The sequence below is a fragment of the Candidatus Limnocylindrales bacterium genome, assembly GCA_035571835.1.
Taxonomy (GTDB): domain Bacteria; phylum Desulfobacterota; class Binatia; order UBA1149; family CAITLU01; genus DATNBU01.
In genome coordinates this window covers 20555-43735 of the sequence record DATNBU010000032.1, presented here as the reverse complement: position 1 = coordinate 43735, position 23181 = coordinate 20555, and the positions used below count along the sequence as shown (strand labels likewise).

At 66.8% G+C, this 23181-nt stretch carries 18 protein-coding genes; 4 read left to right on the top strand and 14 right to left on the bottom strand.

The window, feature by feature from the left end; all coding sequences use genetic code 11:
* Position 1 precedes the first annotated feature (1 nt).
* The 4 genes from VN634_14520 to rpoD are packed head-to-tail and all read right to left on the bottom strand — an operon-like array spanning position 2 to position 4648.
* Positions 2-484, bottom strand: coding sequence for a hypothetical protein (locus VN634_14520; GenBank protein HXC52097.1), 483 nt, complete (start codon positions 482-484; stop codon positions 2-4).
* Between the two features lie 49 nt (positions 485-533).
* Positions 534-1505, bottom strand: coding sequence for an ROK family protein (locus VN634_14515; GenBank protein ID HXC52096.1), 972 nt, complete (start codon positions 1503-1505; stop codon positions 534-536).
* Entirely contained in the window at positions 1502-2722 is a 1221-nt protein-coding gene (locus VN634_14510; protein ID HXC52095.1) for a lysylphosphatidylglycerol synthase transmembrane domain-containing protein, read from the bottom strand. Before VN634_14510 ends, VN634_14515 begins: the two co-directional genes overlap by 4 nt.
* A gap of 21 nt (positions 2723-2743) precedes the next feature.
* Positions 2744-4648 carry an RNA polymerase sigma factor RpoD gene (gene rpoD, locus VN634_14505; protein ID HXC52094.1) on the bottom strand — a complete coding sequence of 635 codons (1905 nt, stop codon included), beginning with the start codon at positions 4646-4648 and terminating at the stop codon, positions 2744-2746.
* Between the two features lie 370 nt (positions 4649-5018).
* Between rpoD and VN634_14500 the strand changes: the two genes are divergently transcribed.
* A complete protein-coding gene (locus VN634_14500; protein HXC52093.1) occupies positions 5019-6434 on the top strand; it encodes a sulfatase in 1416 nt (471 codons plus the stop codon).
* A gap of 9 nt (positions 6435-6443) precedes the next feature.
* Here the strand turns inward: VN634_14500 and VN634_14495 are convergent, their stop codons facing one another.
* Positions 6444-7820 (bottom strand): hypothetical protein, encoded by a 1377-nt coding sequence (locus VN634_14495; GenBank protein ID HXC52092.1) that lies wholly within the window; start codon positions 7818-7820, stop codon positions 6444-6446.
* 95 nt (positions 7821-7915) lie between these two features.
* Positions 7916-9778 (bottom strand): AAA family ATPase, encoded by a 1863-nt coding sequence (locus VN634_14490; protein HXC52091.1) that lies wholly within the window; start codon positions 9776-9778, stop codon positions 7916-7918.
* A 168-nt stretch (positions 9779-9946) separates the two neighbouring features.
* Here VN634_14490 and VN634_14485 point away from each other — a divergent pair, with 168 nt between their 5' ends.
* Positions 9947-11173, top strand: coding sequence for an MFS transporter (locus VN634_14485; GenBank protein ID HXC52090.1), 1227 nt, complete (start codon positions 9947-9949; stop codon positions 11171-11173).
* Here VN634_14485 and VN634_14480 read toward each other — a convergent pair whose 3' ends face one another.
* The gene (locus VN634_14480; protein HXC52089.1) at positions 11174-12076 is read right to left on the bottom strand and encodes a S1C family serine protease; all 903 of its coding nucleotides are present in this window, start codon (positions 12074-12076) and stop codon (positions 11174-11176) included. It lies immediately after the preceding gene.
* A 214-nt stretch (positions 12077-12290) separates the two neighbouring features.
* Here VN634_14480 and pabB point away from each other — a divergent pair, with 214 nt between their 5' ends.
* On the top strand, positions 12291-13682 hold the full coding sequence (gene pabB / locus VN634_14475) for an aminodeoxychorismate synthase component I (protein HXC52088.1): 1392 nt from the start codon (positions 12291-12293) through the stop codon (positions 13680-13682).
* A 29-nt stretch (positions 13683-13711) separates the two neighbouring features.
* A complete protein-coding gene (locus VN634_14470; protein HXC52087.1) occupies positions 13712-14584 on the top strand; it encodes an aminotransferase class IV in 873 nt (290 codons plus the stop codon).
* Positions 14585-14586: 2 nt separating this feature from the next.
* Here VN634_14470 and VN634_14465 read toward each other — a convergent pair whose 3' ends face one another.
* Genes VN634_14465 through VN634_14435 form a run of 7 tightly spaced genes read right to left on the bottom strand, consistent with a single transcriptional unit; the run spans position 14587 to position 23113 of the window.
* Positions 14587-16416: a glycosyltransferase family 39 protein gene (locus VN634_14465; GenBank protein HXC52086.1), complete on the bottom strand. Its 1830-nt coding sequence runs from the start codon at positions 16414-16416 to the stop codon at positions 14587-14589.
* Positions 16417-16439: 23 nt separating this feature from the next.
* Complete coding sequence (locus VN634_14460) at positions 16440-17435, bottom strand: glycosyltransferase family 2 protein (GenBank protein ID HXC52085.1); 996 nt, start codon at positions 17433-17435, stop codon at positions 16440-16442.
* Positions 17428-18366: a class I SAM-dependent methyltransferase gene (locus tag VN634_14455; protein HXC52084.1), complete on the bottom strand. Its 939-nt coding sequence runs from the start codon at positions 18364-18366 to the stop codon at positions 17428-17430. The genes VN634_14460 and VN634_14455 overlap by 8 nt, the downstream gene beginning before the upstream one ends.
* Positions 18363-19304 carry a hypothetical protein gene (locus VN634_14450; protein HXC52083.1) on the bottom strand — a complete coding sequence of 314 codons (942 nt, stop codon included), beginning with the start codon at positions 19302-19304 and terminating at the stop codon, positions 18363-18365. Before VN634_14450 ends, VN634_14455 begins: the two co-directional genes overlap by 4 nt.
* Positions 19301-20182 carry a transketolase gene (locus VN634_14445; GenBank protein ID HXC52082.1) on the bottom strand — a complete coding sequence of 294 codons (882 nt, stop codon included), beginning with the start codon at positions 20180-20182 and terminating at the stop codon, positions 19301-19303. The genes VN634_14450 and VN634_14445 overlap by 4 nt, the downstream gene beginning before the upstream one ends.
* Entirely contained in the window at positions 20179-21198 is a 1020-nt protein-coding gene (locus VN634_14440; protein HXC52081.1) for an NAD-dependent epimerase/dehydratase family protein, read from the bottom strand. Before VN634_14440 ends, VN634_14445 begins: the two co-directional genes overlap by 4 nt.
* Entirely contained in the window at positions 21182-23113 is a 1932-nt protein-coding gene (locus tag VN634_14435; GenBank protein ID HXC52080.1) for a hypothetical protein, read from the bottom strand. Before VN634_14435 ends, VN634_14440 begins: the two co-directional genes overlap by 17 nt.
* Positions 23114-23181 lie beyond the last annotated feature (68 nt).

The window sequence follows — 23181 nt, the reverse complement described above, 5'->3', positions numbered from 1 at the left end:
TTCAGTTCACGACCACCTTGATCGACGGAGGAGGCTTGAGCTCGCCAAGGTCGGGGCTCGACGAATCCTTGATCGTGACGGTGAAATCCGCCGGCTTCGGATTGCCCTGGAACTTGCACTCGCTGAAGCGGACCGGACCGGTGAACCCTTTGACCGCAACGAACGCGGCGCGAAGCAGCTTGTCACCGGTGATGTGATTGTAGCTGCTGAGCGCCTCGGGAACCTTGGTTTCGCAGGCAACCGCGTCTGCGTCGCCGACGAAACGGCCGTCACCTGTGTATGCAATGTCGATCTGGAGCGCGCCGACGGCCGACGTGCTCTCGAGCTCGAATGCGACGGTTCGCGCGCCGGCAGATGCCGGTGCAGGCGTGGCCGGTGGGGCGGGAATGGCCGCCGGAGCCGTAGCGGTCTCGGTCTTCTTCTCGCAACCCGTCAACAGGAGCGGAACGAGGGCGAGCGCGGCAATCGTAAGGTTGCGATGCATCAAAAAGGACCTCCGTAGGGGAACAGCGGCGATTCTAGGCCGAAACGTATCACACGCTCAACGCCCGGTCCCCGGCATGCATGATGCCGAGCCGTGCCGCGCCGATGGCGCCCGCGAGCGGACCGCGCGCGGCCGCGACGATTTCGAGATTCGCGACGGGCCTCGCGAACAATGTGGAATCGGCCGCTCGTGCGAGGCGCCCGGCGCGCGCGAGCACGCCGGGCGCGATGCCTCCGCCGAGCACGATGGTCGTAAGGTCGAGCACGTTCACGGCCGACCCGATCGCCGCGCCGAGCACTTCGACCATTGCGCCGGCCAGCGCTTCGGCTTCCTCGTTGCCGCCGGCGCCAAGCTCGAACAGCGCCTGCGCCGCGCCTCCGCCGACCGTCGCGCGCCGGCCGGCGACTGCGGCGCGCAGCGATGCCGACGCTTCCTCGGCGAAATGGAGCGCGGCGGTCTCCGAGATGTAGGCCTCGAGGCAGCCGAGGTTGCCGCACCCGCAACGCCGGCCGTTGTAGACGATCGTCATGTGGCCGAGCTCGCATCCGTAACCGCTCATGCCTGCACGCAGCCGGCCGCCGAGCACGAGGCCCGAGCCGACGCCCGTGCCGATTGCGATCATCAGGAAATCGTCGCGGCCGGCGGCTGCGCCTTCGTGCCAGCCTTCGGCCATGGCCGCGCAATCGGCATCGTTGTGCACGGCAACGTTCGCGTTCATTCGCCTCGAAAGCTCTTCGGCTATGCGCGAGCCGACGAGCAGCGGAAGATGCGGACCGCCGTGCAGCGTTCCGTCGCGGCCGATTACGCCGGCGATGCCGACTCCGACCGCGAGGCCTCGAGCAGCTGCGGTATCGCCAACCAGCTTGTCGCGAAGACCTGCCAGAGAGGCGGAAAGCGACTCCATAGACGTTTCCGGCCCGGTCGGCACGCGATCCGTGGCCAGCACCGCGCCTTCGGCCGATACCAGCACGCCTTTGACGAACTGTCCGCCGATGTCGAGACCAACGGCAGCAGCCGTCACAGAACTTCCTCGGCCGGCTTCTCGCCTGTGAACGCTCCGTGCGCGAGCGTGAACGCGATCAGCGTCGGAACGATGAAGTAGCAGAAGCGGTAGAGGAAGATCGGAAGCAGCGAATCACCGACCGGTACGCCGAGGCCGGCGAGCGTTCCCGCCAGCGCCCCTTCGAGCACACCAGCTCCGGCCGGCACGAACGTGACGAACGACGCTACGCTGGAGACCGAGAACGCAATCGCAATCAGGCTGAAGCTGACCGGCGCACCGGTTGCCTGGAACGCGAGCCACAGCGCACCCATCATGAAAAGCCAGTCGAAGAAGATCCAGATGCTCGGCAGCACCATCTCGCCGGGCCGTCCGGCGAACAGCGCCATTCCCTCTTCGATGTGCACGAAGAAGCGCCGCGCACGCTTGCCGAGATGCGGCCGCTTGACGACGCGGTCGAGAAACGAGTCGGCCGCGTGCGCACCGAACGCGAGCACCCGGCTCCTTATCGGCGTCGAATAGATCATCACCAGCAGCAGCCCGAAGCCCGCAACGAGGAGACCTGTCGCCAGCGCGGCAGCGACCAGGCTCGCGCCTTCGATCCGGCCGGTGACAAGCAGGCTGACGAGGCCGTAGACGACGAACAGCACGAGCATCAGGTTGGTCAGCAGCGTCTGCGTGAACGAGATCGCGACCGACGTGCCGGGCGAAATTCCGCGCTTGGTGAAAAACACCAGTCGAAGCGCAAACCCGGTAAGGCCGCCGCTCGGGAAGATGTAGTTGGCGGTGTTTGCGACGAGCGTAATGCGCATCATGTCGCGCGAGCCGATGTTCGCACCGGCCGCGCGTACGATGCCCTCGTACGAGAGCGACATCGTCACGTAGCTGAGCAGCGTCGCGAGAAGAGGAAGAGTAAGGAAATGCCACTCGAGCCGGTCCCACGCCTGCGCGATCTGGCCGTGGCCGGCGAACTGTCCCATCGCCGTGTAGGCAACTACGAGCAGGCCGACAGCGATCGCCGCCCCGCGACGGAAGTTTGCGCCCTGGGATCGGGCAGTTTCGGGAGACGATGCGGCGGCGGCAATTTCCGAGACTTCGCGGGCAGCTTCGGCGTCCGCCTCGGCCAGGCTTGGCTCCGCGGGAAGCGGAGCGCGCTGGCCGGTCGGTTGCGGCAGACGGGCGGGTTTGTCGGTAGCCCGCTGTGGCCGGCGCCGCATCGCGGCTCGATCGTCTTTCATCCTGCGGCGGAGCTTACAGTCTCAGCCGAAGTTCTCCAGTGTACGGGCCCTTTGCGGGTTACGGAGTTTGCGGAGCGCCTTGGCCTCGATCTGTCGGATGCGCTCGCGGGTGACCGCGAACTTCTGCCCTACCTCTTCGAGCGTATAGTCGGTGCGCTCGCCGATCCCGAAGCGCATGCGGAGAATCTGCTCCTCGCGTGGCGTAAGAGTGGCGAGCACCTTGCGCGTCTGCTCCTCGAGGCTGAGCGCAACCGCGGCATCCGACGGGGAAACCGACTGGCGGTCCTCGACGAAATCTCCGAGCGAGCTTTCCTCGTCGTCGCCGATCGGCGTCTCGAGCGACACCGGTTCCTTGACGATCTTGAGGACCTTGCGGATCTTGTCGGCCGGCATTTCCATCTGGCCGGCAATTTCGTCCGGCGTAGGTTCGCGGCCGAGCTGCTGGACGAGGTAGCGCGACGTGCGCAGAACCTTGTTGATCGTCTCGATCATGTGGACCGGGATGCGGATCGTGCGCGCCTGGTCGGCGATGGCACGGCTGACCGACTGCCGGATCCACCACGTGGCATACGTCGAGAACTTGTACCCGCGCTGGTACTCGAATTTGTCGACCGCGCGCATGAGACCGATGTTCCCTTCCTGGATGAGGTCGAGGAAACCGAGACCGCGGTTCGTGTAGCGCTTGGCGATCGAGACGACGAGGCGGAGGTTGGCCTCGATCAGCGCCTTCTTGCCGAGCATCGCGCGATCCTCGCCGCGGCGGATCACGCGCAGGAAGTAATCGAGGTCCTCGAACGCCATGTGCACGGCTTTTTCGATTTCCGTGATGTGGCGGCGCGAGTCGCGGATGGCGGAGGCGAGCTCCTGCGCGGCGTCCACGCTCATGCGCAGGTTGCCGGCGGCCTTCCGCTTGGCGTTCGCGTTGCCGGTCGAGACCTGGCGGACGACCTCGAGGATCTGCTTGGCGTCGCGCTTGGTGCGTTTTTCCGCGCGACGGATCACGCGCTCGTAGTCGCGGGCCTTCTCGCGGGCTTCCTTGAGCTTGGCGACGATGTTGTTGACGTGCTTCTCGCCGAGGTTCATCGAGATGAGCTGCTGCGAGACTTTCTCGCGCGCGCCGGCGAACTTTTCTTCCTTGGCGGTGGGCTTGCGCGGCGTCTTCAGCGTGGGAGCCGGCGACAGGCGCGACGGAACGTACTGTTCGTAATTCTTGTACAGGCGCCGCAGCGTCGTGATGTCGTGGAGGAATGCCTTCAGGCGCTTTTCATCGCGCTCCGGCGTGGCGCGCTCTTCGTCGGTGTCGTCGCCGAAGATGTCGCGCGGCTCGATCTCGCCGTTCTTGAGCATGTCGGCAAGCCCGAGCACGTAGAGCGATGCGATCGGCAGGCCGTAGACGCAGTCGCGCACCTCGTGCAGGCCGCTCTCGATTTCCTTTGCGATCGTGACTTCCTGCTCGCGCGACAGCAGCGGAACGCTGCCCATCTCCTGCAGGTACATGCGCACCGGGTCGGTGCTGTCGGCGCTGTAGTCACGGCCCGGGGCGGCAACCTTGGTCTGCAGTGCAGGCGTCGGCTCGGGCTCGGGCTCCTTCTGGTCCTGGTCCTCGTCGGTGGTATCGAGGACCCAGTCGTCGTCATCGGAGAAGAATGTGTCGGGGTCCACCTCTTCCGCGGTTTCGACCTCGGCCTCTTCTTCCTCGGCCGCCCCCTGCAGGATCTCGACGTCGTTCTCGGTCAGCAGGTTGATGATGGTCTTGAGATCTTCCGGCGACGAGTCCTCGGGCGGAAACAGGCGGTTGATGTCGGCGTAGGTGACATACCCCTGCTCGCGGCCGAGCTCGATGAGCTGGACCACGGCCTTGTCGGCGGCAGTCATGTCCTTGTCGGAAGCGGGATGAGAGGCGGTGGCGTGCTTTGCTGCTTTCACGAAATCCAACGGGGTGCGGCGAAGCGCACGTTTCAGGAGTCCGGGGGACGACCGGACTCGACCAGCATTCGAATTGTGTTCGTCGGATCGAGAAAGCGCCCGGAATGTTCGACGCACCCGGACCGCGGACGAGGCGGGACCGTACGCATGCACGTCCGGGCAGTCAAGAAAAGAGGGCTGCCGGGCTCCGGCCGGGATTCGGTAAGCTGTGGTAACACCCTGTAAAATTCTGTACTTGGGGTCGATCCGCGACCTGATTTCCCGACTTTTGACGCGCCTGCGTCCGGCTCGGTATTACCACCCTATCGGGGGGTCTGACCGGCTTATGCCGGCCGTCTGCGGATTCTTGCGGGCGGCTTTGCTGACATTCATGGCAGTTCTCGCGTCCGGCGGATGCGATGCCGGCCGAAGCCCGTCGATCCTCCTGATCGCGATCGATACCCTTCGCGCCGACCGCGTCGGGACAGGCAATCGACCGGGTGGAAGTGCCGCCGGCTCGACGCCGCGGATCGATCAGTGGGCGACAGGGGCGGCGATCTTCCGGAACGCAACTACCCCGGCGCCGTTTACGATGCCGGCCATGGCCGCGACATTCACCGGGGTCTATCCCGACCGGTGCGGCGTCGCGCAGCACGAGCCGGGAACGACGCTTTCACCCTGGAGAGGCCAGACGCTCGCCGAGGCCGCGCAGCGCGCCGGCCTTGTGACCGCAGCAATCGTCGCGAACCCCTGGCTCGTCCGCGAAGGCACGGGATTCGAACGCGGATTCTCAACCTACGCGCGCGTCTACGCTCCCGGGAAAGGGACGGCGGACATTTCCGCCACCGCAGTAACCGACGAAGCGATCCGTGTGCTGTCCGAGCGCAGCGATGAGCGCTTCTTCGTCTGGGTGCACTACTTCGACCCGCACATGCCGTACGAGCCGCCGCAGCCGTTCGCCGACGCGGCCGGCGCCGAGCCGCAAAACCGGATCATGGACGACTTTCGCGCGAAGGATCGCGATCTGCGCCACCTCTACGCGGGCCAGGGCTATTCGGCAGGCGAAATCGAAAATGCGCGGCGCCTCTACGATGGCGAAGTCCGCTACGTCGACCATGAAGTCGGCCGGCTTCTGGGCGAGCTCGAACGGCTCGGGCGCACGCGCGACACGATCGTCGTCGTGATGTCGGATCACGGCGAAGCGCTCGGCGAGCACGGGCTGTTCTTCGCGCACGACTATACGGTCTACGACGAGCTCGTTCGCGTTGCGCTTGCGATGCGCGGTCCCGGCATCGATGCCTCGGTGCGCAGCGAGAACGTTTCGCTGATCGACGTTGCGCCGACCCTGTGCCGGCTCGCATCGCTCGGCTGCAGCGAATCGTTCGACGGCTCGGATGTCTTCGATTCGTTTCCGGCCGGGCGCACGGTTTTCGCTGCGGCCACGACGACGCGCAGCCGCGGAACGCCGTACGCGCGGCTCGAGCTTCCCGGCTTCGACGGGCGCTCCACCATGGCTGTTTCGGGCCCGCTCAAGCTCGTTCGCATTCCGTCGAAATCGGCCGTCGCGTGGGAGTTTTACGACCGCTCCGCCGATCCGCTCGAGCTCACCAATCTCGCGCCCGCGGCAGCAGATCGTGTGCAACCGCGGGACGAGCGTCTCGAGCAGCAGCGCCAGCGTCTGACGGGAGAGCTCGAACAGTGGTTGCGAACCATGAACGCCGTGAGGCCGGCGCCGACGGCACACGCGCATCGCGGACGACGCCGCGAAAGCGAACGGACGCTGCGCAGCCTCGGTTACGTGCAGTAGATCTGTTTTTCAGAACGGGCGGACGGGGACGCGAAAATGCTGGCCGGTCCACTGGAAGTCGACGGCTTCGGGATGAATCGCCGAAACCTGCAGCCCCTCGACGTACTCGCCTTCGTGCACCACGTTGATCGCGCCGGCCCCGACTCGCATCGACGCGATGCGACTGGCCGGCGTGCGCGACCATGCGACGAACATGATCGAGACTTCCGGCGCGCCGGACGGAGGCGAGTCGAGAACGACATCCGGCGGCGGTGGCGCTGCTGCGTCGACCGCCGCGGGCGGCGGCTCCGCACCAGGAGTAGCCGTTGAACCCGTAACGACCGCCGGTGGTGAACCGGCGACTACCGCTGGGGGCGCGCCCGGCCCTCCGACTTGCGTAGCCGGCGCCGCCTCATGGACGGGCGGGTTCGGCGACGTCGTGATTGCCGTCGTCGGAGGAACCGCAGGCGCGGCTCGTGCAACGACGACCGCAGGAGGCGCCGCAACGTTGGGAGCGCCCGCCGCCGCAGTTGGAGCAGGCGGCTCAGTCGCCGGTGCAGGCGATGGCACCGGGGAAGGGGCGACCACGACGGTTTCCGTGGCAGTCGCGGAAGGCGCTGCAATCGGTGTGGGCGCCGGGCCCGCGGGCGGAGCCGGTGGGACGGCCGCAACGACGGTCGGCGAAGCGGGTGCCGGTGATGGCGACGGCACCACGGCAACGACCGTTGAACCTTCCGCTGCGGACGGTTCCGGCGGTGCAGCCGGCTTTGCGGCCTCGGGACTCGGTGCGCCGGCCGTCGCGACGACGATCGGAGCGGGCGCAGCAGATCCCGCGGGCACCGTCGCAGCTGGCGGAGCAGATTCACCGGGCATCGGCGGGGCGCCCGGTGCCGGTTCGGTTTTCGACGTCGACAAGGGGGCCGGGATCACGAGCGGCGCAGGAGGAGGCGGCGGCTTGGACGCAAGCTTGGCGGCGAGCTCCTCTTTCTTCTTCTCGATCGCGAGGGCGCGCGCGTGCGCTTCCTCGTCCCGGCCCTTGCCCTTGCCCGGCTTCGGTCCGTTGTCGTCCTTCGCAATGGCCGGGGCATCGCCGGCAGGTTCTTTGGCGGCCCGGCCTTTGCCGCCGGCCTTGGCAGCGCGCCCGACGTCGGCCTTGGTTTCGCTCGCCACGCGGCCCGTCGATTTTTCGGTCAGCATGTCATCGGCCGGCGGCTCGCCGCCGCCGCCGAACTGACGCGCCGCCAGCGCACCGGCCACGACGCCGAAGACCACCACGAGCAGCGCCGAACGAAAACGTCCCGGACCGGCGCCACCGGACGACGGCTGCCTGCCGGGCGAGGCGGGCGTTCCGGGGATCGCGCCCGAGCGCGAAGCGTCCCTGGTGACGGCGTCGAGTATGCTGCTCACGTGCTTCCTTTCTGGTGCATGTTCGGGCTCACGCCCTCACTTCTGCATCTTCGGGCTCGCGCCCTGACTTCTGCATGTTCGGGCTCGCGCCCTCACTACTGTGCGCGTCCGGCCTCGAGGTCGGAGGGCGCCGTGAGTGTAGGCCTCTCGAAGCGCCCTAGCGAGTTGTAAAGCAGGACCTGCGTGATCGGGCCGGCGACACCGTCGATCGTAACGTGGTGCGCTTCCTGGAAACGACGCACGGCGTTCTCCGTGAGATCGTCGTACGTGCCGGTCGGTGCCGCATCGAGGAGTCCCGCGGCAGCGAGCATCGTCTGCAGCTTGCGAACCGCCGGGCCGCCGCCGCCCGGTGCAAGATCATAATGCAGCGCTTCGGGATCCTTGAAGACGATGTGCGCCTTGCCATTCCATGCCTGGACGAAACCCGGCACTCCCATCGCAAGACCGCTGCCGAGACGCACGACGTTCGCCGCATGATCGAGCTTGCGCAGAAGCACGTAGCGAACTTCGCCGGCGTCTCCGATCTTCATCTCGACGATGGCCGGAAGATCGAGCAGCGACAACAGGGCTTCGTTGACCTCGACCGCGAAGTAACGAAGGCCGCGCGATTCGGCGATCGACTGCAGGTTGAGCGATCCGCTCGCGAGATCGGAGGTCGCGACCGGTTGGGCGCCCCACAGCTGGAGCAGTCGTGAATAGTCGGCGACCGCCGCATCGAACACCGATCCATTCGCGAGCGATTTGAGCGTCGCCGCATCCTGGTCCGGCGTCGGAGTTGCAGCCGGCGCCGGCGCAGAAGCCGTTGGTTCCACAGCGGCGATGGCCGGTGCGGCAGACGGTGCCACCGCTGGAACCGTCTCAGCCGTTCGAGCAGGCGCGGGCACTGCGGCAGGCGCTGCGCCCGGCGCTTCGATCGCTGGAGCCCCCGAAGAAACCGCAGCCGGCTCGGCAGGCGCGCGTTCGGCTGGACGCGATGCCGGCGAAGCGGCGCGCGCTTTCGGCGCGCGCTCGCTGCGCGCGACCGCCGAGGCGGCCTGCGGGCTGTCGCCCGAAACCGGTGACAGAAGCAGAAACGCAACCGCCGCAGCGGCGCCGGCCGCCGCGATTCCTGCAACGATGCGTCCCCACGCCGGACGTCGTGGCGGCGCGACCTGCGGCGCATACCCGAGCTCGCGCGCCGCGCCGCGCACCTCTTCGACACCGACACGGCCGCGGCTTCGCGTAAACGCCACGAGCATCGCGCGATGGCTGAGAATGTTGAGAAGGCGCGGCACACCGTCGGTGAAGCGGTAGATCTGCTCGAGCGCTCTGGGCTCGACGAGATCGGTGTGGGCGCCGGCGATGCGCAACCGGTGGCGCACGTATTCCATGGCTTCGTCGCGGTCGAGCTTGTCGAGATGCCATCTCTCGGTCACGCGCTGGTTGAGCTGGCGCAGGTCGTGCCGCTGCAGGATGCCGTGCAGCTCGGGCTGGCCGACCAGCACCACCTGCAGCAGCTTTTCGGTCTCGGTTTCGAGGTTGGTCAGCAGGCGGAGCTGCTCGAGCACGACCGGGTCGAGGTTCTGCGCCTCGTCGACGATGATGACCGTTCGCTTGCCGGCTGCATTGTTGCTCTTGAGGAAGGCCGCGAGCTCCTCGATCAGTTCCTTGCGGCTGGTGCTGCGCGACGGGATGCCGAGCTCGGCGTTGATCGTCTGCAGCAGCTCGGTCGACGTGAGCACCGGGTTGACGATGGAAGCAACGGTGACGTCCTGGGCGTGCTCGGCAAGCAGGGCGCGGATGAGCGTCGTCTTGCCCGCGCCGACCTCGCCGGTGATCGCGACGAATCCGCTGCCCTCGCGAATCCCGTAGACGAGATGCGCGAAGGCCTCGCGATGCTTCGCGCTCATGAACAGGTATCTGGGATCGGGCGTAAGGCGGAACGGAAGGTCCGTGAGCCCGAAGAATGTTTCGTACATGAAGAGCGGCCAGCATCGCCCGGCGGGCGGCGCAATTCAACCGGCTCGAGCGTGCACCGGCGTACAGGCGCGTCGCTGCACGCCATCGCGTTGCGAGCACACGCAACGGCGCTCGCGCCGCGCTCCGATCGCATTGCCAGTTGCCGGAGCCCTCGATAGACACGCACGATGCCTGGCCGCACGCCGATTCCGCGCGCATTCTTCATCGTGTCGGCGGCAAATTTTCTGTCCTTCCTGAACCTCGCGTTCTTTTTCCTGATGCCGCTGTGGGTGCACGCCAAAGGCGGCGGCCCCGAGCTTGCCGGCCGTGTCGGTGCAATCAACGGATTCGCCGGCCTCGCCGCGCTGCCGTGGATCGGCTACCTGCTCGACCGCTTCGGACGAAGGCGCTTCATGATCACGGGAATCGGTGTCGGAACCCTGTGCTCGATCGCGTTCCTGTTCATCGACGAGATCGGCCCGCCCTTGTACGTCGCGCGCGTGATCCAGGGCATCGCGTTCACCAGCGCGTTCACCGGCGCGCAGACGCTCGCCGTGCTGTTCGCACCGATCGACCGGCGCGCCGAAGCGATCGGGTGGTTCGGAATCTCGACGATTCTCACGCATGCGATCAGCCCGATCATCGGCGAGCAGATCATCCTTCGCTACGGTTTCCAGACGATGTTCGGCGTCGGTGCGGTGCTCGGTGCATCGGCATTCGTGCTGTCGTGCTTCGTCCCGCGCCCGCCCGAGTTCGTGGCTCGCGCCCGCAATGTCGAGATCGATCCACAGGCAGCCCGTCACGCCGTCGCAACGGCGACGTTCGCCATGCTCTGTTACGGAGTCGGATTCGGCGCGACGCAGACGTTCGTGCCGCTGCTGGTCACGCAATTCGAGATCGGGCACGTCGGCCCGTTCTTCACGGCGTGGAGTCTTGCCGCGGTCACCGTCCGGGCCGCGCTCGGACGCGTGTCGGATCGCGTCGGACGCCGCACGGTGCTGGTGCCGGCGATGATTGCGCTCACGGTGGCCGTCGCGCTGCTGTCGGTGGTGCGCACGATGCCCATGATCGTCTCGATCGGTGCGATCTTCGGCATGGGGCACGGCATGCTCTATCCGACCATGAACGCGTGGATTGCCGACTGGAGCAATCCGAACAACATCGGGCGTACCCAGAGCCTGTTCAGCGGCTCGTACAGCCTCGGCATTTCCGGCTGCGCATTCCTGTTCGGCACGCTCGTCGAAACCCACGGCTACCCGACGATGTTCCTGACTGCGTCGGCGATCTCCCTGATCGGATTGATGGTGTTCCTGACCGGACCGAAGGAGCTGCCCGAGGATTCTGCGGGTTACCCGGCGGGCCATCCCATGGACGAACCGATCGTCGACGAAGCCGTCGGGACGGGCGATCTCTGATCAGACCGAGAAGAATTCTTCCGCATCGCCGCTGGTGACGACCACGCTCTCGATGTGCCCTTCGCGCAGCACTTTGAGATCGATCACGTCGCCCGGCTTGCGGCGCCAGATCGCCTCGTACAGCTGCAGGCGTCCGGTGATCGGTTCTTCGTCGATGCGGACGAGGATGTCGCCTACGGCAAGGCCGCTGCGTTCTCCCGGCGCGCCCGGAATCAGGCCCGCGACAACGGTACGATCGGGCAACGCGTAGCAGAACATGCCGACCCACGCCCGTGTCGGACGCGTCGTGCGCTTGCCGTCGCGCAGCAGCTCTTCGGCGTGGTCGTAGTAATTCTCGGACGGGATCGCGAGCGTTGCGCGGCCGATCGCGCCCAGATTTAGCGAGATCACACCGACGAAGCGGCCTCGCGAATCGCACAGCGGCGCGCCGCCAAGCCCGGGATTGATCGCGCTCAGCCACAGCGCTCGCGGCAGGAAGTACTCCCAGTACGCATCGAACGGATCGTCGGAAACCACGAAGCCGCTCGCGCTGCGGCGTTCGGTGGCGCCGACGCTCGAGACCAGAAAGACGTCCTGGCCCGGGCTCACGTCGAGCGAGCTGCCGCGGCGGACCGGCGCCAGCGCCGCACCGGACACCCCGAGCACCGCAAGGCCGGACGCGAAATCCTGCGCGATCACCCGCGCGGCAAGCCGTTTTCCGTCGACATCGGTCACGGCGACGCGATTGGCGCCGAGCACCACATAGTTGACGGTCACGATCGTGCCGTCGATGTCGACGACCGCACCGGTTCCAGCGCGTGACGTGCCGAGAACGGCTGCCGACGGATGCGACTGCGGAATCTCGGCCGCGACGGTCACCGTCGAAGCCGCCACCTGCTGAAGCAACCGTACGTGCGCGTCCACGCCGGGAGCCTAAGGCGCGCATCGCGCGCCGTCCAACGGGCCCGCGCATCGCGCGCCGTCCAACGGGCCACGCATCGCGCGCCGTCTGCCGCCGCGCATCGCGCGCAGGGCGATGCCCTGATAGGAAGCGGCGATGTCCTCGACGGCGCCAGCGCCGTGGCATGTTTTTGCCGCGCACGAGTCCCGCCCGTTTCCATTCTTCCTGGATCGGGCCGTGGGCAGTCGACTGTCGTTCGCCGGCAGCCGGCCGCGCGAGCAGCTCGTCATCGAACGGGACGGCAGAGCGCGCGTCTGGCGCAGCGGTTCATGGCGTGCGGATGCGCGTGATCCGGTCGACTGCATCGCCGGATTCGTCGAGCAGAATCGTAGCGACGCCGTCGCCGGTCCCGCGTGGCTTGCACAAAACGTTCTGCCGCGAGTCGTCGGATATCTTGCATACGAGCTCGGCGAATGGACCGAACGACATCCCAGGCACGCAGCGATCGCGATGGCCAAGCGCGTCCAGGCCCCCTCGGGACTCCCGCTTGCGGTGCTGTCTGTCTACGATGAATTCGATGCGTGGGACCCGCGTACCCTGTCGGCGGCGCACGTGCGGTTCGCTGTCACGCCTCCGGCCGTCGACGCGGCCGGCCCGCCGTTTCCCGCCGATGTCGTCAGCGCGGCATGGACGGCAACGACGAGGGACGACTACAGGCGCGGCTTCGATCGCATCCGCAGCGCGATCTCCGCGGGAGAAGTCTATCAGGCGAATCTTTCGCGCCGTGCGGTGTTTCCGTTCGCCGGATCGGCAGCGCAGACGTACGGCGCGCTGCGCGCAGTGCAGCCGGTGCCTTGGGGAGCGTTTCTCGATTACGGCGGCTTCGCGCTGCTGTCGAACTCCCCCGAATGCTTTCTTTCGCGACGCGGTGACGACGTCGAGACCCGGCCGATCAAAGGAACGCGGCCACGACACAACAACACGGCCGATGACGCGTCTGCACGAAACGACCTGCAATCGGACCCGAAAGAGTTGGCCGAACACCTGATGATCGTCGACCTCGAACGAAATGATCTCGGCCGCGTCGCGCGCACGGGCTCTGTTCAGGTGAACCATCTCGCAAATGTCGAATCGTACGCTACCGTGCATCACATGGTTACCGATGTGCACGCAAAGCTGCGTCCCGATACCGGCCTTGCGTCGCTGTTGCGCGCGACGTTCCCTGGCGGATCAATCACCGGCGCACCGAAGATCCGTGCGATGGAAATCCTGCGCGAGGTCGAAGCAGCAGAACGGGGGCCCTACACCGGCGCGATCGGCTGTTTCAACGGCGGCGACCAGCTCGAGCTGTCGATCGCGATCCGTACCGCGGTCGCCAGCGGAGACCGGCTCGTCTATTCGACTGGCGGCGGCATCGTTGCCGATTCGGATCCCGATCGGGAGTGGGTCGAGACCGAGGTCAAGCTTGCCGCGCTCGTTGCCGCCCGCGGCGCGGCACGGACGCTTACAGCTGCCAAGCAGGAAGCCGTCGGCACGAACGCATCCCCGGCGGGCGACGGAACCGCGTCAGAATTCGAACCGCCAGCCACCGGAAGACCGGCGCTGCGCAGGGCAGGAGAACGATCGTGAAGGCGAGTTGCTGGTTGAACGGAAAGTTCGTGGATGTGGCGAAAGCGAGGATCTCACCTCTCGACCGGGGATTTCTATTCGGGGAAGGACTGTTCGAGACGTGGCGCACGTATCGAGGCCGGCCGTACGGGCTCGCCGCTCACCTGGAGCGCATGGCGGGCAGCGCAAAAAAAATCGGCATCCCGTTCGACGCCTCCGAGCCATGGGAGAAGCGCTGCACCGAGCTTGCACGTCTCAACGGCATGCTGAAGAGCGACGGCGCGGTGCGCATGACGATCACGCGCGGCCACGGCCCCGTCAGCCTTCTCGTCGAGGACACCGCCGAGCCGACGACGCTGATGCTCTACCGGCCGCTCGAGCCGAAGCTCGGCGAGGTGAAGGCGAACGGAGTCGCCGTGTATCCGTTCAGCATCGGGTCCGGTGTCTGCGAGCGCCAGCGCCAGGTGAAGTCGCTGAATTACCTTCCGGCGATCCTGGCGCGCGCCGAAGCGCGCAAGCATGGTTGCTACGAGGCGATCTATCATACCGACGGCAGCATGAACGGCCACGGCAGCGTCGTGCTCGAAGGCACGACCAGCAACGTCTTCATCGTCCGTGGCGGCGTGGTGCGCACGGCACCCGTTTCCGCCGGGCTGCTGCCCGGCGTCACGCGCAGCAAGGTTCTCCGCATCGCAAAAAAAATCGCCAAAGCGAAGGAAGAGCGCTTCACGGTCGAGGATCTGGCGGGCGCCGACGAAATCTTCATCACCGGATCGGCGATCGAAGTTCTTCCGGTGGTCCGAGTCGGCCGCCGCAAGATCGCGAGCGGCCGTCCCGGACCGGTCACGCTCGAGATCCAGCGGCGCTATCGCGAGGAAGTCGCGCGCACGCTCGGGCTCGAGGTCGACCAGCTCGGCGACTGAAGTTACGGAAGATCGAACACGAACATCGAGCCGACGCGCGCGACCGGCTTGTAAGCCTGCAGCCACTCGTAGGTCCTCGACGGCACCCAGCGCATGCGGCCGCCAAGGATCCAGAAGTACGGCCGGCCCATCAGGAACGACGCCGAGATCGCGGTCGGGCCGTGCGAGATGCCGCGCTCGAGCGGACTGAAGCGGATGCCGTAGATCTGCGGATCGACGCGGCCGAAGTATGCGAGCGAGATGCGATCGAGATGCTTCTCGTCCATGTACTCGCGCAGGCGGATCAGGTCCTGGCCCCAGTCGATGTTCGAATCGATCAGTACGCGGTGCCCGCGCTCGGGTCCGCCGGCAGCTTCATTGAAGAACTGAAGATATCGCGGCGCGACCGCGATCGTGCCCCAGATCGTCCAGACGAAAACACCCGCCGCAGCTGCGAACGGCAGCCACGCTCGCATCATTGCAGCCGGTCCGGCTGCGGCAGGATCTCGCGTCGTCGAATCTCGTTTTGGCGGCGGCGTTTCGGCGGCTGCCGCATCGCGGACATCGCGCGATGCGCGCCATGGCATGCTCGCCAGCGCCGACGCGAGCCACGGCGAGACGCCGATGAAAAGCAGCGGATACGCCGGCAGCACGTGACGCTCTCCGATCTGTAGCGAGTTGAACGCCGAGTTGGCCGCGAACAGCACGATCACCGGAACGAACACCGCGTAATCGCTCCGGCTGCGGCCGCGGCCGACGAGCCACGCGACCATCGCGAAGACGATCGCCGCGAGCACCGGCAGCGGGCACTTCGCCGAGAATGCAGCCAGGTGATAGTACCACCATCCGTCCGCCGACAGCTCTCCTGCCAGGAAATACGACGGGTCATGGCCCTTGCCGACCTCGAGCACGACGTCGATCCCGTCGAGAAACGGACGAGGCAGCGGAAGCCTCAGCCACGGCATCGCGGCCGCGACGCGCGCAAGCCTTCCACCCGGCGTGAGCGTCGCATCGCGCAGCAGGCCAAACGTGCCGTCGAACGCATATCCCGCGTTGAGCGTCACGAGCGCGACGGCGCCGACCACGGCAATCAGCCTGGCCCACTCGCGCGCCGGAAGGCGAGCGTAACGGGCGAGCGTCATGCGGATGATCCACGTCGGAACGATCATCATCAGGAGCACTGCGCCCGACAGCTTGAAGAGGTTCGCGCCGCCGGCGGCAACGCCGAGCCATACCGCCCGCCGCACCGTCGGAGTCTCGAGGAACTTCCAGTTCGCATACAGAGCGAGCAGGAACCCGAGCGTGCCCGCAACGTCGACGGTGACGAGGTGTCCGTGCGCGAGCAGCGACGGCGAGAACGCGAACAGTCCGACAGCGGCCAGTGCCGCATGGCTGCCGTACAGGTCGTATGCCCACTTCGCCATGACGGTCGCCGCGAAGAGTGCGAGCAGCACGACCATCGGCCGGACTTTCTCGTAAATTTCCTGGTAGCGTTTCCCGTTGAGCTCCATGAACTGGTAGCCGAGCTGGTTCACGTTCATGCCGGGCTCGGGCGAGAACGCCGGCGGATCGGCGAGCAGCGGAAGCGCAATGAACATGCGGGCGAGATGCGCGTTGACCGGATCGACGCGGAAGTCGGCGTGCAGCAGCGCGTTCAGCCCGACCGGCAGATGCGCAAACTCGTCGATCGTCACCGAATCGCGGTGCGAGGCCACGATGGCCTGCACGGCGAACACGGCCATCAGCGCGAGCCCGGCCACGACGTGAAGGATCGACGCGCGCGGCCGTGGCGGCGGCGGCGCAGCAACTGGCGCGGCCTGTTCCCTGGCGGGCGCAGTAGCGGCCTTCGGCACGCGTCGACGTCGCTTTTCGGCCGTCACTTCGCCGGCACCCGCGCATCACCGGCGCCGCGCGAGCCCGGTGCATCGCCCGCGCCGTCTTCCAGATTGAGCGTGCGCGCCACGATGTAGCGCGGGCGGCCTTTGACCTCCTCGAACACGCGGCCCAGATACTCGGCGATGAACGCAAGACTGATCAGCTGGATCGCGCCGAGGAACAGGCACACGACGATGATCGTGCTGACGCCGCGAGGAACCGTCGGGTCGAGAATCCGTCCGATGATCTGCAGCACGATCGCCACGGCCGACAGGACGGCGACGAGCGCAGCGGCGTACGAGATCAGCTCGAGCGGGAGATAGGAGAACGAGAAGATGCCTTTTCGCGCCCAGCGAAGATTCGCCAGCAAGTTGTTCGTCGAGCGGCCGAACATGCGCTCCGGACGCAGGTACGGAATGCCGGTCTGGCGGAAGCCGGTCCATGCCCGCAGCCCGCGCAGGAACCGGTCGCGCTCGGGAAGGTCGTTCAGGATGTTCATCACCCGGCGGTCGATCAGCGAAAAGTCGCCGGCATCGGCCGGCACGCGGATGTACGCAACGCGCTGGAAAAGCCGGTAGAACGCCTTGTAGAGAACCTCGTTCCTCCAGGCCATTTCGCGCTGCGTGCGGACGCCGTAGACGACGTCGAAGCCTTCGCGCCACTTTCGTGCGAAGTCTTCGATCAGCTCGGGCGGATCCTGCAGGTCGCCGTCGAGCAGCACGCACGCATCGCCGGTCGCCCGTGCCATGCCGCTCGTGAACGCATTCTGCGAGCCGAAGTTGCGACTGTGCGTGATCACCTTGATGCGATGGTTGGCGGAAGCGAGGCGCTCGAGGACCGCCTGCGAATCGTCGGGACTGCCGTCGTTGACGAAGATGATCTCGTAGTCGCAGCCGATCTTCGCGAACGTGGCCTCGAGCCGCTCGGCCATCACCGGGATTGCCTGCTCGTCGCGGTAACACGCGATGATCGCGCTCAGCTTGAAAGGTTCAGTCATGTTGTGGTTTGCGGGCGATGGCGCCGACGTTGCCGAGCCTCAGGCGCAGCCGCCGGTCGGCGACTCCGGCAAGCTCGAGCGTGCGCAGGAGCGCGCCCTTCGGCGCTGCCGGCAGCGGCGCGAGCCCGAGCCAGTAACGGATCGAATAGTCGTTGGCCACGGCAAAGGTTTCGATGCGATCGAAGCCGGCCGCCGAGAACAGCCGCGAAAGGTTGTCGTGGTTGAACAGGTACGTGTGCTCGATGTCGAAGATCGGGCTCGATTCTCCGAGCAGGCGCGTCGCGAGCCCCGACGTATCGTGCGTGACGCAGACCGCGACACCGCCGGGTTCGAGTGCACGCCAGACGGCCTTGAGGAACGCCAGAGGGTCCGGCAGGTGGTCGAGCATCTGGAAGAAGCATATCAGGCTCGCCGACGATTCGGGCAGCAGCGCGTCCGTCATCATGCTGCGCACGAAGCGGGCGTGCGGCGACGGCGCCACGAAGCGCCGTTCGGCGTCGGCGCTCGGTTCGATCTCGAGCGCAGACGAAAAGCCGGCCGGTGCGGCATACTTCAGCATGAAACCGGATCCGCCGCCGATCTCGACGAACGCCCCGCGCCGCGCAAGTCGCGACGCCGCGCGGTCGAGAATCGGTGCGTACGAGTCGTAGATCTGCTGTTCCTGCGGGCCGTAGGTGACATCGCTTGCAGCATACAGCTCGCCGAGCGTCTCCGGCGGACACGCCGGATCGGAGAAGATCATGCCGCAGCCGGCACATTCGACGAGGCGGAAGTGGCAACCGTCCGGCGAGCGCCGCGCGGAAAAGACCGGAGCGCTCAGATCCCCGTCGGCGAACCTGGCCGGATAAAGCTCTTTCTTTGCAGCGCCGGGCCCGCACAGCGTGCACCAGCGGGCTTCGAGCAGCGCCTCCCTCTGTTCGGGGCTCGTCATGCAACGGCTCCCGAGCCGCTCGCGAGCACGGCGGCGAGCTCCGCAACGCGCTCGGGAGTCATTCCGCACTGGCGCAGGTGAAACGCCGCCGATCCGTATTTCTGGTCGCGCGAATATTCCGCCGCGAGGAGGACGAACTCGCGGGCGCGGGCGCCGAGAGCAAGCCGCATGGACTCGCCGATGCCGCCCGCGGCGTAGTGCTCCTCGATGAAGAGCACGCGGCCGGTTTCCGAAACACTGCGCACCAGATCCTCTTCGAGATCCATGCGCAGCGGGAAACGCGCAATCCCGAAGATGTCGGCGTTGACGGCGTCGAGGCCGAGCGCGAGCGCCGACAGCGCGATCTGCACGCCGTGGCCCGCGCCGATGATCGTCACTCCTCCGGCGGCGGTACGGCGGCGATATACGCGCGTCAGGGTCTGCGAGTTCTCCGAAAGTGGCGGCGCATCGCTCGGGAAACCGGAGATCGCCAGGCGCAGATACGACGGCCCGCCGAGGCCGTGCATCGTCTCGACAGCGGCTGCCACGTGATTGTTCGAGCACGGGAAGAACAGCTGCATGTTCGGCAGCGCCTTGAGCACGGCCAGGTCCTCGAGCGCATGATGCGTCGAGCCCATGATCCCGTAGGTGTAACCGCCGCCGTTGCCGACGATGCGCACCGGGAGGTCGTGCAGGCAGACGTCGTTGCGGATCTGCTCGAGGCAGCGCAGCGTCGCGAACGGTGCGATCGAATACACCCAGACCGGAATCCCGGTCAGCGCCACGCCGGCGGCGACGCCGATCATGTTCTGCTCCGCAACGCCGGCATTGATGAAGCGCGGCCCGAGGTGCGCGGCCAGGCCTTCGAACGCCTGGAAGCCGAGATCGCCGGAAAAAAACATCGCGCGCGCATCGCGCACCAGTATCGAATCGACGGCCTCGGTGAACGCGACTCTCACTGCGCGCTCCCGGAGCTCGCATCGGCGTTCGGCAGCCGGCGTTCGGCTTCGTCGAGCTCGGCAAGAGCGAGGCGGAACTGCTCGTCGCTCATCGGCAGGTAGTGCCACTCGAGACGGTTCTCCATGAACGAGATCCCGCAGCCTTTCCTCGTCTGCGCGATCACGCACAGCGGCGCAACCGAATCGGTTGCTCGAGTCATCGCGGCGTCCATCTGGGCAAAATCGTGGCCGTCTATGGTTCGCACGTCGAAGCCGAACGCGCGCCACTTGTCGGCGAACGGTTCCATGTCGAGCACGTCGCGGGTCGCACCGAATCCCTGCAGATCGTTGCGGTCGACGACGACGGTCAGGTTGCCGAGGTGATGATGGGACGCGAACGCGGCCGCCTCCCAGGTGGATCCTTCGTTGCAGTCGCCGTCGGACAGCAGGCAGACGCATCGCGTGCGCGACTGGTGCTGCGTGCGATGCGCAAGAGCCACCCCGCAGGCCATCGGGAGGCCGTGTCCGAGCGAGCCGGTGGCTGCCGGAATCTCCCCGAGCGCGCCCGCCACGGGATGCGCGGCGAGCACCGTTCCATCCTTGTAATACGTCGCCAGCTCTTCACCGGAGAGACGGCCGATATGACGCAGGGTCGCGTAAAGCGCAGAGACTCCGTGCCCTTTGCTGAGCACGAACACGTCGCCCACGGCCAGATGTCGCCTGTACAGGAACAGCAGCAGATCGATGCACGAAAGGCCCGTGCCGATGTGCCCGGCGCGCGCGCCGTGGTGCATCGTCAGAAACAGGCGCCGCACCGCGATCGCATCTGCAGATAGTCCGGCGAGCGAACCGCGCGAGATCGGAAAGGCGGCAGGAGATTCCGGCGGCGGCGGCGTCATGCAGGTGCCTGTTCGACGCTGTGCCGATGCGCGAGCTCGAGCAGCGTCCGCTCGCGGTCCATCCATTCGGAGGTCGCACGCAGTCCGTTCTCGAGCGCCGTCGTCGCCTTCCAGCCGAGCAGCTCGTCCGCTTTGGCCGGATTCGCGTACCAGTCGGAGTGATCCCATCGGCGGTTGGGCATCGAGCCCCACTGCGGCTCGACACTCACCCCGAACAGCCCGCGCACGATCGCGACGATCTCCTCCAGCGTAGTCTTGCGCCCGCTGCCGATGTTGAAGATCTCGCCGGGCGCGAGACCGCTGCCGGCGCGCTCGATGACCGCATCGCACGCGTCGCAGACGTCGCCCATGTACAGATAGTCGCGCGAAATGCCCGGATCGACCAGCGCCGGCAGTCGTCCGCGCCGGGCTTCTTCGATCAGACGCGGGACCAGGCGCGAGACGTCCTCGAACGGACCATAGATGGAGTACAGCCGAAGCACCCACGCCGGCAGTCCGTGCTTGAGCGCATGAAACCGGACCAGCGCCGTCGCGGCCACCTTTGATACCGCGTAATCGCTGTCGGGCGCCGTCGGTGCGTCTTCCGTCGGTGCGGAGCAGTTAGCGCCGTATTCCGACGACGTGCCCATCTGCACGAACGCACGCAGCCCGTCGAGCCGGCGCGCTTCCTCGAGCATGTAGCGGACGCCGTCATAGTTGACGTGATGAATCCGCTCCGCATCGGTCTGGCCGGGATACGCTCCGAATGCGGCGCAGTGCAGGATCACCTCCGGCGCGACTTCTTCGAGAAGGTGGCGGACCTCGCCCGCCGAGCACACGTCGACGTGGGTCTTCTCGACGTTTTCCGGCACGGCCTCGAGCCGCCATGCCGGAGAATCGTCGTGGCCGGCCGCAACCACTCGCGCGCCGCGCGCCGCGTAGTGCCGCACAAGGTTCGCGCCGACAAACCCGGCGGCGCCGGTCACCAGCACCGGCCTCGAGAAGGCCGGCGTCGTCCTGTCAGTGGGCGATGGCATCGAGCTTGGTCAGCATCGCGCGCGTGGACTCGTTGGAGGGATCGAGCTCGTTGGCCCTTACGAGATGCATGCGCGCCTGTGCGAGCTGCCCGGACGCCGCAAGGAGCTGTGCGGCGCTGTGGCGCGCGTCGACTTCGAAGTCGACGGGCATGCCGGTCGCAATCGCCTTTTCGAACCATTCGAGCGCGCTGCGGCGATCGCCGATCGTCTCCAGCAGGCGCGCGTAAGCAAGCTGTCCCGTATAGCGCGCGATGCTCCACTGCCACGAATACGTCATCTCGGGGCCCGACAGCGTCGCTTCGGTCCTCGGTCGCCAGGTCGACGAGAACGCCGTGCGTGCGGCGGCGACGACATCCTCGTTGGCATCGGCCCGAACCAGCGTCGCAACGGTGTCATCGTAGTACACGAGCATCCAGTGACGGGTCGACGTCAGCGCGCGAAGCAGCGACTGGCGGTTTCCCCAGCGGTGGAAGAGCATCACGCTCTGGATCCCGCGTGCATCGGCGTCTTTCGTCCAGGCGTCAATGTTGGCCATGTTCGAAAGGTACGCGCTGAAAAACGGCGTGTCGTAGACTTCGAGACGGCCGTCGACGTAGACGCCTTTTCCCGTCGGGTCGTCCCACGTCAGATATCCGCCCGCCGTCATGTCGTTGTACATCGGGCCCGGCAGCCTGGTCTCGCGGAAGAACTCGGTGGCACGCGGCTGGAAGTTCGACTCGAGGATTCCCAGACCGAACTCGTGCGTCTCCCCGGTCGACGCATACCAGCGGTTGGTCATCACGAGCGCGCAGATCGCGAGCATGCCGGCAACCGCTGCGGCCGTCGCCGCGCGACTCGCAGCCTGCGAGCGCAGGCTCACAGAGGGCAGCTTCGACTGGATGATTGCGAACGCGGCCGCCACGAACGGCACGGCTCCGACCGCGAATACGCCGATGTTCCTGCGCGCCAGCAGCGAGAGCCATCCCAGCGCGATTGCGAAAACCACGACGGCGACGTCGAACCCGGCGCGTTCGCCCGGCAGCGGCGGTGTGCGGTCGCCGCGTGACGGCGGTCCTGCGAACGCCCGCATCGCGCCGGCAACGACGGCAAGAGCGGCCGCGGTATAGACGAACGCCTGGTACGACCCGAGCGCGAACGTCAGGAAGTATCCGGAGAATGGAGGACGGAATTCGCCGATGACCTGGTAGATGCCGTTCGATCCGTCGATGCGCGAGATCAGCTCGAACGGAAACGTCAGAGCCCGCAGGAAATACGGATTGACGAGCGTCGCGGCGAGCGCGACGCCGCCCCACACGAACAGCTCGCGGCGCGCGGCAGCGGGCCATGCGCTGTCGCGGCGCCAGCCGGGCGGCATCAGCGGCAGCTCGGCGGCGAGCGCGCCGGCCATCGCACACAGGATCGCGCCGGCGCCGAGGATGAACAGCGAGTGCATGTTCGCCCACAGCACCATCAGCGGCACGAGCCAGCGAAGCCGCGACGGCCGCTCGCGACCTTCGGCAAGCACGAGCTGGACCGCCGCGAGCAGCGGAAACGTCGCCATCTCCGGGCGGATCAGGAAGCGCTCGTTGACGGTGGTGGCGACCCAGCACAGCAGAAGAGTCGTCGCGATCGGACCGGTGTAGCGCGCAATGTGGCGCGCCAGCAGCGCGAACGTGGCAATGAAGCAGGCCGCCGACAGCAGCACGAGGCCGCTTGCCCCGCCGAGACTCCACATGCCGTAAAGCAGCACGTCGTAAAGCCACTGCAGGTTGATCCATTCGTTCTGCGGAACCGTGAACGAAAGGACGTCGGTGTGCGGGATGGCGTGATGCTGGACGATCCAGCGTCCGGACGCGAGGTGCCACCACGTGTCGAAGTCGTCGAGGCGGCGGATCGCAAAGACCGCGACGACGACCAGCGCGAACGCCGGCAGCATCGCCGTGAGCCGGTCCGGCGGCGCGGCCGGCGAAGGGACGGCCGGCGCAGCGGCGGTTCGAGCGACAA

Coding starts and splice junctions, on each gene's coding strand:
- VN634_14520 (HXC52097.1), bottom strand. CDS start 484: ATGCATCGCAACCTTACGATTGCCGCGCTCGCCCTCGTTCCGCTCCTG.
- VN634_14510 (HXC52095.1), bottom strand. CDS start 2,722: ATGAAAGACGATCGAGCCGCGATGCGGCGCCGGCCACAGCGGGCTACC.
- VN634_14500 (HXC52093.1), top strand. CDS start 5,019: ATGGCAGTTCTCGCGTCCGGCGGATGCGATGCCGGCCGAAGCCCGTCG.
- VN634_14490 (HXC52091.1), bottom strand. CDS start 9,778: ATGTACGAAACATTCTTCGGGCTCACGGACCTTCCGTTCCGCCTTACG.
- VN634_14485 (HXC52090.1), top strand. CDS start 9,947: ATGCCTGGCCGCACGCCGATTCCGCGCGCATTCTTCATCGTGTCGGCG.
- VN634_14460 (HXC52085.1), bottom strand. CDS start 17,435: ATGACTGAACCTTTCAAGCTGAGCGCGATCATCGCGTGTTACCGCGAC.
- VN634_14455 (HXC52084.1), bottom strand. CDS start 18,366: ATGACGAGCCCCGAACAGAGGGAGGCGCTGCTCGAAGCCCGCTGGTGC.
- VN634_14445 (HXC52082.1), bottom strand. CDS start 20,182: ATGACGCCGCCGCCGCCGGAATCTCCTGCCGCCTTTCCGATCTCGCGC.
- VN634_14440 (HXC52081.1), bottom strand. CDS start 21,198: ATGCCATCGCCCACTGACAGGACGACGCCGGCCTTCTCGAGGCCGGTG.
- VN634_14435 (HXC52080.1), bottom strand. CDS start 23,113: ATGCTGCCGGCGTTCGCGCTGGTCGTCGTCGCGGTCTTTGCGATCCGC.